Origin of the sequence: Thalassotalea sp. Y01 (assembly GCF_012932945.1) — a bacterium.
GTDB lineage: Bacteria > Pseudomonadota > Gammaproteobacteria > Enterobacterales > Alteromonadaceae > Thalassotalea_A.
Genome location: NZ_JABBXG010000005.1, coordinates 97,514 through 110,273 on the forward strand (window position 1 = coordinate 97,514; position 12,760 = coordinate 110,273).

A 12,760-nucleotide genomic window follows, 5' to 3' on the forward strand; every position below is an offset into this window, starting at 1 on the left:
TAGCTAACCTCTAGCTTACCTCAATTTAACATCAATTTTGCTTATCCCCAATTAACATAGGGACTTTAACGGCCTAGTATCAACTTTGCCGTTGGATAAAGAGAATAAATATCAGGCTACATTGTTGAGACTTTTGTCTGGCAATTTGACTGTTTGAAATTTAAGGCGGTAAGCTTTTAGTTTATGGACATACGAAAAATTCAGAGTCTACACTCCCTTACTGAATCGTAGCCTACAATCTAACGTTTGCTGCCTTATCCAACCATTCGATTACAACAAGAATGCAATTATTGATTCTTGTTGCTTATAAAAATAATAACGAAATTCTAGGTAGTTATATGAATTCAAAGCAATCTCACAGACGGTTTAAGCGCACCACGCTTGCCCTTGCGACATCTTTGTACGTGGGTGCGACAGGGGTAATAGCCTCTGAAGTATCTGGTACGCAAAGTGATGCCTCCGTTCGAAATCATACTTTCCATATTCCTTCATTTACCGCTGATGATGTTCATCGTTTTAATGAAGAAAGAGATCAAGCTCTTGCCGATGCGCAACAACTATTGGGGCACAACCAACTTGGTGAACCAAATCGCATCTATAAGAAACGCTCGGCAAAGGATATTTACGACCCTGAGCTAGATTCAGGGGAGTTCGATTCGTACATTGTGCAACTGACTGAACAAGCGGTTTCTGTTTACGATGGTCACATTGCAGGCTATGAGGCAACTCGCAGCGCTAACCGTGGTAGTTTGTTGGCCGACGTCAAACTCAATGTTAAAACTGCTAAGGTTGAGCAATATAGTGACTTTCTAATCGCCAAGCAAAATGACTTTGCCGCTCAGGCACAACAGCAAGGCATTAAGCTTGATGTTGAAAAGCAATTCACGTTAGCCACCAATGCCATGGTTGTTAGCATGAGCAAAGGCGATGCGATAGCCATGTCACGCATGGCGGGCGTTTCTAAAATCACTCCCAACCGCTTATTAGAGCTGAATACCGACCGCGGTCCACAGTTTATTGGTGCCGATCAAGCATGGTCAGGTAGCGTCACACCCGATGGTGTTGGCGTAAAAGGTGAGGGTATGGTCGTTGGTATTATCGATACTGGTGTTAATACAGACCATGAAGCTTTTGCCTCCGATGATGATTATAGCGCCGTTCGCGGTGATGATGCGGGCGCGTTTTATGGTGACTGTGCTACAGATTACCCAGAGCTTTGTAATGACAAGCTAATTGGTGTTTACTCATATCCAGAAGTTACCGAAGCTAACAATTATCCTGCTTCTGGTAGCTGGCGTGATCGCAAACCAGAAAACGGTGAAGATTATAATGGTCATGGCTCTCACGTTGCAGGCACTACTGCAGGTAATACGATGACAGATGTGCCATTGAAAGTCTCAGCAGGCGAAGCCGTTAGTGATGGTATCGATGTGCCGTTTAATTTTACTGAGGTAAGTGGTGTTGCCCCTCGTGCTCACATTATCTCTTATCAGGTGTGTATGCCAGGTAACTCTGGTGACGCGTATTCAGGTTGTCCTACGTCTGCAATTTTATCTGCTTATGAAGATGCCATTAAAGACGGTGTAGATGTTATTAATATGTCTGTCGGTGGCGGTGAACGCTTTTCATGGGATGACCCTATTGAATTGGCCTTATTGTCAGCGCGTGAAGCAGGTATTTCTGTAGCGGTTGCGGCTGGTAACTCAGGCCCTAATTTTTACAGTGTCGGCCATGCTTCGCCTTGGGTAACCACGGTTGGTGCGTCAACCCATGATCGTGTTATGGACACAGGTAATAAAACCATCGGTGGTTTTTCAACCGAAGGTATTCAGTCATGGAAAAAGCCAAGAGTTACTGAAGGTAAAAGTTACACAGGTGCTATCACAGGTCCAGTAGTACTCGCGTCTAACTACCCAGATCCTGATCCAAGTGATGGTTTTGATGCCGGACTTTGTGCAGCACCGTTCCCGGCGGGTACTTTTACTGCGGATCAAATCGTTCTTTGTGATCGTGGCGAAAATGCTCGTGTTGAAAAAGCACAATACGTTGCTGATGGTGGTGCAGGCGGTTTTATTTTGATGAATGCCCGCGCGCAATGGGGACAGCCTCCTGTTGCCACCAACGTTGTTGCCGATGTATATCCAATCCCAGGTATCCATATTGCCTATGATTTTAATATGCATTACTGGGCCAATAATGCCACCGATACCACGGTGACCATTTCCGATTACACCAATACTTATGAATTTGATGCCGAGGCAGGTAATAACCTGGCAATTTTCAGTTCCATGGGGCCGTCTCGTTTCCACGATACGCTAACTCCTGACGTTACCGCACCTGGTGTGGCGATTTATGCGCCATACGCTGATGAGCAGCCATTTAAGCAATATCCGGATGCCCGCGATTGGAGCTTCTTGCAAGGTACTTCTATGGCCTCTCCACATGTTGCTGGTGCCATGACATTACTTGAGCAAATGCATCCAGATTGGACGCCAGCTCAGGTGCAATCAGCGCTGATGATGACCGCCAATGACGTTATGTTGCAGATGTACTACGGCCGTGTAGAGACATTCTATAACTTTATGGCGGGTGCTGGTGCGATTGATGTTGCCAAAGCATCACAAGCTGGTTTGATTCTTGATGAAACCATTGAGAATTATCGTAACGCTAACCCTAATAATGGTGGCGTTGCCAACTGGTTAAACTTGCCATCTATGGTAGACATGGATTGTGAAAATAGTTGTAGCTTTATGCGTAAAGTAACCGCAACTATTGACGGTACCTGGACTGCTGAAGGGATCACCAATGGTTACAACGCCGACGCAGGCCATGAAGTGACGGTAACACCTTCTCAATTTTCACTAAACGCCGGTGAGTCGCAAGACATTATTGTCAAGGTGACCGTACCGGGCATTATTGAGAATATCATTGAACCAGAAGATCCAGGTCAGGATTGGAAAATTGACACCAACCACGAGCTCCTTAATGCTCAGTTGATCTTAACCGAGGTCGACAATAAAGCACCGGTATCGCGTATGCCAATTGTTGTTGCTTCTGTTCGCGATCAATTGCCAACCTCAATGGAATTGGATATTCATCGTAACCAGGGCAGTGAAACGGTTTGGATCAATACCGATAACTACAGCGAGTTAACTGCGCGCAGTTTTGGTTTAGCCAAACCAGAAGAAACCGAGTTTAACCTTACTGGTGTTCGCTCTGCTTCGTTGGCTCATAGCCGTGTAACTGGCCCTGGCTGGCACACATACACGATTGAAGTGCCAGAAGGTACCAAAGCATTAATGGTTGAGTCTTTATCCGTTGATACCGAAAACACGACAGTTGACGCCAATGGTAAGTTTAAACGTTTCAGACCTTGGCTATTAGTCGGTCAAGATTTCAATGGCAACGGTGGTTTTATTCCGTCAGAAAGCTCTCAGGAGATTGCTAACGAGTTATATGAAGAACGTGTTTGTGATTCAACCAGCTCGTCAATGCACAACCATTGTTACATTATTGACCCAGAGCCAGGTACGTATTGGGTTTCAGCATTCGGTTACACTCGTTATATGGATCTAACCGATGTTGAATATCAGGTGTCTGTTGGTCACGCCTTTGTTACTGAAGACAGTGACGCAGGTAACATGACGATCTCGGGCCCTGAGTCACACGATGGTAATGGTCATTATCCAATCGACCTTAGTTGGAACTTACAAGACGCAGCGCAAGGTGATGTATTCTTTGGCGGTTTTGACATGGGTAACATGCCGGGTGCTGAAGGTACATTAGGCTTTACCGCTCTTAAACTTGCCCGCGGCAAAGATGCATTCACTATGCAGGTAAGCCAAGATAAGGCTCGCAATATGGACATCATCGATGTGTCAATCGAATTAATGGCCAACATGGAGTCAGACGATAGAGACTATGATATCACTCTAACTATGCCTGAGGGCATGCGCATCGCGCCTAGAACGTTTAAAGGCAACAATGATGCGATCGAGCAAGCGGTGATGATCGATGAAAACACCATGCAACTATCTGGTACGCAGCTAACAACTCGTTATGTTGAGGCTGAGTATGTGATGACCACTAACCTAACCTCAGAGCAGTGTCATACACCTATCATCGATGAATACTCAGACGGTGGTTATATCGACTTTGCTGACTTTAGAATACCACCTAACCAAACTTGGTTTGAAGGTAACTATCGTAATGATTTCGTTGTACCTATGTGGTGGTTAACGCAAGGTATGCAAAACAATGATTTTGATATCTACAACGAAAAATCTGACGGTATTATGAAATTTAACCCTGCCGGTGCTTTCCAATTGGTAGATTCTTATTGGCCAATGCGCACTCTAACCAGTATGAGCAACCTTATTCATGCAGTTTCTCCAATGTGGGTAGGAAGTATGGAAGCGGAATACCATAAGCAAATCATTGGTGGTGTGAAAGACTATCGTGGTTTAACCATTGCCGGTCAGTACGCAAGTGAGCGTCCAGATATTGGTGACGTATTATTCCTTGAGTTTGATGACATGCGTGATGTCAACACCGGCGAGCGTTTTGACTATGAAATGATCTTACGTGCTGGTGTTGACGATCATGAAGGCATGCACGAAGTTATCTTTGCTTATGACAATCTTGGCAGCTTGCCAGAAGGTACCCTAGGTTTGAGTGGTTTTAAATCACCATTCTTAAGCAATGTAGGTCCAGCGGACGGCTTCTTGAAGACGCAACCGTTCTTCGGTGATTTAGGTGAGTTCTTGCATGATGATTTGGTTATCTGTTTTGATTACCAGGGTCCTGAGCAATCAGAAATCAAACTAAACTTCAAAGCAGTTATTCAACCTGAAGCGGTTGGTAAAACAGTCGATATAGTTGTTGATTATGATTTGCAAGGTCAAGGTTCTGCTCAGGTTATTCGCTCAATTGATGTGAATAGCAACATCAAAGTGGCTGACATGGCTGACATGACGGTTGCAGAAGATGGCCGTATTGATGGCATCGAAGTAATGCACATCGACACCAATGCGGTTGACAATGCATTGCAAGTTAACGGTGAGCACATCAGTGCTGAAATCGACGGCATGAGCTTTAATCTTATTCCTGATGCCGATTTCTTCGGTGAAACTGAAGTAACGGTCTCGGTATACGATATGGAGCACAACAGTGACTCAGCTAGCGCGACCTTTATGTTAACGGTAACGCCAGAAGACGATATGCCATCGGTATCATTTGCAACCGATAGTATTGAAATCGAAACAGGTGATTCGGTAACACTTTCGGCAATGGCGATTGATGTAGACGGTGATGAGTTAACCTATAGCTGGTCAGGTCCGGGCACTATGACAGATGCCGATACTGCAACACCAACTATCAGCGACCTTGATGAAGGCAACCACACTTATGAAGTGACTGTTTCGGATGATAAGCACGACGTTACAGCATCAATTGATGTAAGTGTTGTTAAGAAAATCAAAGAAAAATCAGCTGATGAAGAAGAAGAGGACGACGATTCTTCTAGCGGTAGCTTGTTCTACTTATTGCTTTTCTTACCATTGTTAGCGCGTCGCGCGGTATGGAAAAAATAACACTGTAAAAGACGTATTTGTCTAAATAACAAAAAGCCGACACCGTGTGTCGGCTTTTTTATGTCTTAAGCAGCATAAACGCTCGTTAATGCTAATCGTCTAACCAGGGCGATTACAAACGTTCTAGCAAGGCGTCTGTAAAGTCTGTGGTGCCGTGTTCGCCACCTAAATCACGGGTGGTGCGGTCACCGGACTCAATAACCTCTTTTAAAGCGTTACGAATCTTATCCGCTTGCTCGCTCATTCCTAGGTAATCTAACATTTGGATAGAAGCCAGGATAACAGACGATGGGTTGGCTAAGTTTTTACCAGCGATATCTGGGGCGCTGCCATGAACCGCTTCAAAAATGGCGCAATCCTTGCCGATATTAGCACCCGGGGCCATACCTAAGCCGCCGACAAGACCAGCACAAAGATCAGAGATGATGTCACCAAATAAGTTGGTGGTTACAATCACATCAAATTGCTCAGGGTTCATCACCAATTGCATACAACAGTTATCAACGATCATTTCCGCTGACTCAATATCAGGATAACGTTCGCCGACTTCTCGAGCTACTTTTAAAAACAAACCTGAAGTTGACTTTAGAATGTTGGCTTTATGTACCGCAGTGACTTTTTTGCGGCCTTCTTTGCGCGCTGTTTGGTAAGCAAATTCAACGATGCGCTCGGCACCTTCGCGGGTAATTTGACTCATCGCTTCAGCGGTTTCACCATCGTCTGATACAACCTGGCCCAAACCAGAGTACATACCTTCGGTATTTTCACGAATGGTTAAAATATCGATGTTTTGATAACGAGCACGGGTGCCTTTGAAAGACAATACTGGGCGTAGGTTGGCATACAACTGAAACTTCTTACGCAAGGTGACGTTAATTGACGTGAAGCCTTCACCGACAGGTGTCGTCAACGGGCCTTTAAGGGTAATTTTGTTTTTTGCAATTAACTCTAATGTTTGCTCAGGAACCAGTTCGCCATGCTTTTCTAATGCGGTAAGGCCGGCATCGGCAAATTCGTATTCAAAATTACACCCGGCTTTGTCCAATACTTTTATACACGCATCGATGATGCTTGGACCGATACCGTCACCTGGGATCACTGTGATTGTTTGTTTTGTCATGGGGCTGCCTTTAATCGAGAGAGGGATGTCGGTTTATTGAAAATCGTGGCGCGAGCAACAGATATAAAAAAACCGCCTGTATTTAATGGCGGTTTTATATCAAAAATGACGTAATATTTCTAGTTAGAATGGCAAGTGGCGATAAATTAGGCGGTTTTATCGTCAATTAAGTGCCATTTTGTAGTAAAATGACAAATATTGTCCGAGTTACGCTAACTCATGCATATTGATTATTGTGTCGTTATTGATTGTCAAAAGTGGCGACATAGCTTTTATAATCGTTGTAGGCGCTTTCACCTATACCAATTAAACTGCCATTTTTAAATAATAACGCCGTACACTCATCTTGGGTTGTTTTACCATCTGAGTGGCGATGCTGAGTACGATAAAAGGTGATTTGATAGTTATCACTTTCAACTTTTTTCGCTTCGGTAATATCGGGGCTACCAATATCCAAAAGAATGGTGTCTAAATCAACCTTTTCGAGTTGCAATTTGGCGATATATTGGCGGTTATAACCTTCTTTTTCATCCCATTGCATTTGAGCGGGTTGATCATCGTCTTCATAATAATGTATTAGACTATAGGCAAAGGCTCCGTAGAGTCCCATTGCCAAGGCTATCCACATGACAACTTTACTGTTCATTTAAGCTTCCTGATTAGCTACTACATCGTTTGCATTATTGTTTACTGGCAAACGAATATCTTTCAGATTAAACCCTAAAGGTATATCTTTCTTCAATGTTAACAACTGCTGATAAAGTTTGATCTGCATTTCGTGTTCTTGCAAATTTTTACGCATCGAAATCTTAAGATCCGTTGCGGCCAAAATGCCACTTAATGAATGATACTTACCAAGCAGTTCAACTGCGGTAACAGGACCGATCCCCGGAACACCTGGTATTTTATTTGTGGTGTCACCGGTTAGAGTCCAATAGTCGATTAACTGTTCCGTGTTTACGGCAAATTTAGCTTTAACATAGTCATCATCAAAGTCACGCTTATTAAAATAATCATACACTTTAATATGATGGCCAAGCAGCGGTAAAAAGCCTTTATCTGTGGAGATAATCGTGGTGTTTTGCCCTTTTATCGCCATTTTTACCGCCAATGTGGCAATTAAGTCATCCGCTTCATCACTTTCAGACTCGAGTGAATCGACACCATGCGTTAAAAAACTGTCTTGCATATCAGCAAGAGAGTTGGCCAGGTGCTCTGGCATTTTCTTGCGACCTTTTTTATAGTCCGCGAATAATTTATGGCGCCAACATTGCCCTTGACCGTCAAACACCGCCAACGCATGAGTGGGTTGGTGTTGACTGAGTATTTTTTGTAAAGCGCTGTTGGTATGTACCTTAGTATTATGAATTATTTGCGCTAACGTCTTATCTGACAATTGATCTAGCATCGCATAAGGACGCTCCTGAGCCGCGTAAATACGGCGGATCAGGTTCATTGCATCGATAAGAACTAAATGAGCTTGCATTGTTGCTATTTAATATCCGTGTTATTGAGAAACTATTTTATAGCACGGCGTATATTCGCCTTGCAGTTTCATCCGTTGTTGTTTAACAAATGATGATAACAGGTTATCCATGTGTGTCATAATTTCTTTGTCACCGGATATTTCATAGGGGCCATGTTGGCGAATATTTCGCACCCATTGCGGTTTTACATTGCCCGCCACTATGCCTGAAAACACTCTGCGTAAGTTTGCCGCCAACTCATTTACCGGCATATCTTTGTTGATGCGCAAATCCGCCATATTGTCATGACTCGGTTCAAATGGTTGTTGAAATTGCGCTTCAATTTCTAAGGTCCAGTTATAGTGATAAGAATCACCTACTGCTTTGCGGTAACTGATCACCGAGTTAACCTGATCTTTTAAGTATTGGGCAACTTGCTCAGGATCATCAATAATAATGCTGTACAGGTTTTGCGCTTCAGCGCCTAACACTTCGCCAATAAATTTGTCTAAATCGGCAAAATATTGCGCCGCTTCTTTAGGGCCGGTTAAGACAATCGGTAATTTTTGTAACTTGTTTTCTGGGTGCAATAAAATGCCCAGCACATAAAGCAACTCTTCGGCGGTACCGGCACCACCTGGGAATATAATCAAGCCGTGGCTTAAACGCACAAAAGCTTCCAAACGTTTTTCAATGTCCGGCATGATCACCAGTTCATTGACTATGGTATTAGGTGGCTCGGCAGCGATAATACTTGGCTCAGTTAAACCGACATATCGGCCAGAGTCATTACGTTGTTTAGCATGACCGAATGTCGCGCCTTTCATTGGCCCTTTCATCGCCCCTGGTCCACAACCGGTACATATATTGATGTGTCGTAAGCCCAGTTCATAACCGACTTCTTTGCAGTATTTGTATTCCACATGGTTAATTGAGTGCCCCCCCCAACAAGTGATAAGCGACGGGTCTGCTTCAAGTTTTATCGCATCGGCATTGCGGATAATGTCAAAAACAATATGGGTGATCAGGCTTTGCGGCCTAGGTTTAGGTTGTGATAAATAGCGACTGGAAATAAATAAGATATCGCGTAATACCGCCGATAATTGTTCTTGAATACCTTTGATGATTTTACCGTCTACAAAGGCATGGCTTGGTGGATTAATTAAACGCAGTTTAACGCCACGCTCTCGTTTAAGTACTTGAATATCAAAATCTTTGTATGTTTCGTAAATGGCTTCAGCATCGTCGGTTGTACTGCCAACATTTAACACCGCGAGCGAGCAGTTGCGATAAAGCTGATAAAGTTCTGAATTGGCAGAATGCTGGAGAAGATCCACTTCAAGTGGCGAAAGAAGACACATGTTGCCGACTGGGTTCAATTCGATTTGCATAGGCACCCCTTAAAATACGACTGGCGCAAAATAGTAGCTATTGTTATATAGCGCGAAAAGCCAAGCTAATTATGACGTTATGATAAGTTTTAACTTGGTCTATTTATCAGTTTAGTGCAAATTAAAATTGTAACAAGCAATGACTCGTTAAGTCATTGCTTGTAAACATAAAATTTATCAATTTTAAAGGTGGGTAGGGCGCTTAAAAATGCTTTTGATACTATTGTCGTAAGGTGCGGTTTTGTGGCGCTATGGCGACCTCACTTGAGCGAAACGGATTGATGTCTAAGCCGCCACGTCGAGTATAGCGCGCAAATACCGTTAATGATTCCGGTTGGCAAAATTCCATAATATCGGTGTAGATACGCTCAACACATTGCTCATGAAACTCATTGTGCTGTCTAAATGAAATCAAATAACGTAACAATTGTTCTTTGTCGATTTGCTTGCCGCGATAACTGATATATACACTGCCCCAGTCAGGTTGATTGGTGATCAAGCAATTGGATTTCAACAGATGGGAAATTAGTTGTTCACTAACCTTAGAGCCTTTGTCACAGGCATTTGCCAATAATGTGCGGTCAAATTGATAATCATTGATGTCGATATCCAAATCATCAATGCAAACCGCATCAATATCGCTAATGGCTAACGCAGGGCAGTCATCCACTGCAAACAAAGTCACACTTACCTCGGCATTTGCGGTTTTGCTTAGGTCTTTGCAAAGTGTTTGCTCAACCTCTTGCCAATTGGCAAAACGGCTTTGATTAAAGCTGTTTAAATACAACTTAAATGATTTTGATTCGATCAAATTATCACTGGTACAAGGGATGCGGAATTCGGCAACCGCAACCACAGGTTTACCTTTGTTATTTAGCCAAGACAGTTCGTAGCCATACCAAACATCCTCACCTTTAAATGGCAGTTCACCGCTCAGGTTCAAATCATCTCGATTTAACGAACGAGGAACGGCTTGCAATAAATGTGGCGCATAGTCACTGGTGTAGTCGGTGGTTTTACCAAGGACCAATGATTTGAGTTCATCACGATTTGAATATTTTGACATAAGTTAACTTTTTGATGGCAATAAAAACAATGGGTTCGCTATAATACGACTAACAATGTCGTAACCAAAGCTTATTTTAACTCATGAGTCTACTACAAAAAAGCCTTGGCCAGTTCGCCAAGGGCTACGCAGAGTTCCATCAACAAAAAACCGCTAAATTGCCAATCATCGAACATGATGACGATTGGCCGTCTCCGTGTGAGCTAGGTGCCATTGATGGTGATGGCTTTATTAGCTGGCAAGCTGTTGATATAGAAGATGAATTAAGCTTTGATAATGTTGAAAAAGCGCTAGAGCTAACGCTGCATAACGATATCAAAGAATATTTTACGGCCGTGTATTCAGAAGCAATTCCTTGTCGCTGTGAACAAGGGGAATTAGAGTTATTGTTGGCCTGGAATGCCAAAGATTTTGAACGACTGCAACAAAATTTGATTGGTCATGTACTAATGAAACGTCGTTTACAACAAGCTGAAACGCTGTTTTTTGCGGTAACCGATCAAGAAGAAATTAACTTGGTAATAAAAAACGATAATGGTGAAGTATGGGCCGAACCTGTCGGCTTAGAGCCGAGCAAGTTCGTTGCGAAAAACCTACAGGAATTTATTGCTAGCCTGAGCTACAGTCAGCAAGAAGCCGAGCAATAGACTCTTTGCCAAGTCTTGGTTGTTGAGTCCTGAGCTTTTAATCTGGGCTTTGAGCCCTAAGTTTTGAATCTATTGTTCTGAGTCTATAGCCCTTAGTTCATGACTCTTAACTTTTAGCTCTTCGCCTTTAACTCGGCAATTTCCTGCTTTAAATCATTAATCTGTTGTTGCAAAGGTTGGATGGCACTAGTAATACGTTGCTCAATATCATCGACCATTGGTTTGGCTTTTGCTGGCGCGGATTGTGGCGTTGCTGACGTTGATTCGCCAAGTTTTGGATTTTTCTGCCAAGTCTGTAAGCCTTTGATAATTAATGCTAATGGCGTACCCGCGGCTACTCGAGCTTTGATTAAGGCAATCGAAGGAGTCTTACCTTGTTTGGCAATCTCGGTACAGGCTTGATATATGTGTTGTTGATTATCCATAGGTCACTGTCTGATGATAAATTCAATAAAGTTGTCAAATTGACAAAATAATAGCGAAATAGACTAACGTTGTCACCTGTAAATTATTTGTTAAAATTACAAAATCCTTTAAAAACAACAGCTTAAAAAGTTGGCAACCTATTTGCTTTGTAATAACTAAATAAAAAATAATTTTCGACTTAAAAACGAAACATTCAAGAGAGAAATAAAATGAAAAAATCGTTAGCTGCTTTATTACTTGTTGCACCACTGTCTTTAGGTTTATCTGGTTGTATCGTTGTTGCAACCGATGGAGAAGGTGATTTTAGCCACTTGGCGGATCATGAAGAGCGTGAATACGAAAACCGTAAAAAGATTGCTCGTTTACAAGTAGGCATGGAATATAGCGCGACTCAAGATTTACTTGGTGTACCGGATTTCACTGAATTGTATGAAAAAGATGGCGAAAATATTCAAGTATTATTTTATCGCACCAATCGCAAGCATTCAGACAGCATGACCACCAAAGATGAATGCACTCCATTGGTGTTTAAAGATGGAAAATTAGCAGCGTGGGGGGAAAGCGCTTATTCAGAAATCTAACGCTGTGTAAATATTCTAAGCGCTTTGACGGGGCCAATGCTGATAGCAATAGCATTGGCCTTTTCACATCTATCACCTCGAAGTAAGCATCATCCGAATACCCTACAAATCATGGCCTGATTAATGGCATTGCATTAATGCGATTGATTTTATGCCTTTGTGTTATCAACGCAACATACTGTCGAGTACATCGACAATTTCGCTCCAATCTGAATCTTGCTCAATGGCCTGCTCAATAAATCGTGATTGAGACGGCTTCCAAAATGGGGCCTGCGATAGATGCATGTGCTCTGGTACGCCTTTATGACGCTCAATAAATATCTTCATTGACGCATCACTGCTATCCAAACCTAATTGTGCAAACAGGTTTTTTAAATTATGTTGTGATAAATCCATAGCGCTCCCCTCAAGGTTCTTACAGCCTATCGCCAAATAAACAGGCAACTATTAGCAGTATAGATAATGTAGAAAA

Annotated in this window: 10 protein-coding genes; 3 read left to right on the plus strand and 7 right to left on the minus strand. The window is 42.7% G+C overall.

Annotation, left to right across the window (positions count from 1 at the left end; genetic code table 11):
• Positions 1 to 338: 338 nt before the first annotated feature.
• Positions 339 to 5,591 carry a S8 family serine peptidase gene (locus HII16_RS17060; protein WP_169129359.1) on the plus strand — a complete coding sequence of 1,751 codons (5,253 nt, stop codon included), beginning with the start codon at positions 339 to 341 and terminating at the stop codon, positions 5,589 to 5,591.
• A gap of 112 nt (positions 5,592 to 5,703) precedes the next feature.
• Here HII16_RS17060 and HII16_RS08745 read toward each other — a convergent pair whose 3' ends face one another.
• The 5 genes from HII16_RS08745 to queF form a co-directional block, all read right to left on the minus strand.
• Entirely contained in the window at positions 5,704 to 6,711 is a 1,008-nt protein-coding gene (locus HII16_RS08745) for an isocitrate dehydrogenase (protein ID WP_169129361.1), read from the minus strand.
• 241 nt (positions 6,712 to 6,952) lie between these two features.
• Positions 6,953 to 7,357: a DUF3192 domain-containing protein gene (locus HII16_RS08750; protein ID WP_169129363.1), complete on the minus strand. Its 405-nt coding sequence runs from the start codon at positions 7,355 to 7,357 to the stop codon at positions 6,953 to 6,955.
• Entirely contained in the window at positions 7,358 to 8,197 is an 840-nt protein-coding gene (xni, locus tag HII16_RS08755; RefSeq protein ID WP_169129365.1) for a flap endonuclease Xni, read from the minus strand.
• 21 nt (positions 8,198 to 8,218) lie between these two features.
• Complete coding sequence (gene ppnN, locus HII16_RS08760; RefSeq protein WP_135437466.1) at positions 8,219 to 9,568, minus strand: nucleotide 5'-monophosphate nucleosidase PpnN; 1,350 nt, start codon at positions 9,566 to 9,568, stop codon at positions 8,219 to 8,221.
• Between the two features lie 220 nt (positions 9,569 to 9,788).
• A complete protein-coding gene (gene queF / locus HII16_RS08765) occupies positions 9,789 to 10,634 on the minus strand; it encodes an NADPH-dependent 7-cyano-7-deazaguanine reductase QueF (RefSeq protein ID WP_169129367.1) in 846 nt (281 codons plus the stop codon).
• Between the two features lie 83 nt (positions 10,635 to 10,717).
• On the opposite strand from queF, the gene syd reads away from it, so the two are divergent.
• The gene (gene syd / locus HII16_RS08770) at positions 10,718 to 11,281 is read left to right on the plus strand and encodes a SecY-interacting protein (RefSeq protein ID WP_169129369.1); all 564 of its coding nucleotides are present in this window, start codon (positions 10,718 to 10,720) and stop codon (positions 11,279 to 11,281) included.
• 113 nt (positions 11,282 to 11,394) lie between these two features.
• Here syd and HII16_RS08775 read toward each other — a convergent pair whose 3' ends face one another.
• Entirely contained in the window at positions 11,395 to 11,706 is a 312-nt protein-coding gene (locus HII16_RS08775; RefSeq protein ID WP_169129371.1) for a hypothetical protein, read from the minus strand.
• A gap of 210 nt (positions 11,707 to 11,916) precedes the next feature.
• Between HII16_RS08775 and HII16_RS08780 the strand changes: the two genes are divergently transcribed.
• Positions 11,917 to 12,288: a DUF3192 domain-containing protein gene (locus HII16_RS08780; RefSeq protein WP_135437462.1), complete on the plus strand. Its 372-nt coding sequence runs from the start codon at positions 11,917 to 11,919 to the stop codon at positions 12,286 to 12,288.
• Positions 12,289 to 12,453: 165 nt separating this feature from the next.
• On the opposite strand, the gene HII16_RS08785 is transcribed toward HII16_RS08780, so the two are convergent.
• Positions 12,454 to 12,684 carry a DUF2789 domain-containing protein gene (locus tag HII16_RS08785; protein ID WP_135437461.1) on the minus strand — a complete coding sequence of 77 codons (231 nt, stop codon included), beginning with the start codon at positions 12,682 to 12,684 and terminating at the stop codon, positions 12,454 to 12,456.
• Positions 12,685 to 12,760 lie beyond the last annotated feature (76 nt).

Excerpts from the sequence above, each read along its gene's own strand:
- HII16_RS17060 (WP_169129359.1), top strand. The coding sequence starts at position 339 with ATGAATTCAAAGCAATCTCACAGACGGTTTAAGCGCACCACGCTTGCC.
- HII16_RS08745 (WP_169129361.1), bottom strand. The coding sequence starts at position 6,711 with ATGACAAAACAAACAATCACAGTGATCCCAGGTGACGGTATCGGTCCA.
- HII16_RS08750 (WP_169129363.1), bottom strand. The coding sequence starts at position 7,357 with ATGAACAGTAAAGTTGTCATGTGGATAGCCTTGGCAATGGGACTCTAC.
- xni (WP_169129365.1), bottom strand. The coding sequence starts at position 8,197 with ATGCAAGCTCATTTAGTTCTTATCGATGCAATGAACCTGATCCGCCGT.
- ppnN (WP_135437466.1), bottom strand. The coding sequence starts at position 9,568 with ATGCAAATCGAATTGAACCCAGTCGGCAACATGTGTCTTCTTTCGCCA.
- queF (WP_169129367.1), bottom strand. The coding sequence starts at position 10,634 with ATGTCAAAATATTCAAATCGTGATGAACTCAAATCATTGGTCCTTGGT.
- syd (WP_169129369.1), top strand. The coding sequence starts at position 10,718 with ATGAGTCTACTACAAAAAAGCCTTGGCCAGTTCGCCAAGGGCTACGCA.
- HII16_RS08775 (WP_169129371.1), bottom strand. The coding sequence starts at position 11,706 with ATGGATAATCAACAACACATATATCAAGCCTGTACCGAGATTGCCAAA.
- HII16_RS08780 (WP_135437462.1), top strand. The coding sequence starts at position 11,917 with ATGAAAAAATCGTTAGCTGCTTTATTACTTGTTGCACCACTGTCTTTA.
- HII16_RS08785 (WP_135437461.1), bottom strand. The coding sequence starts at position 12,684 with ATGGATTTATCACAACATAATTTAAAAAACCTGTTTGCACAATTAGGT.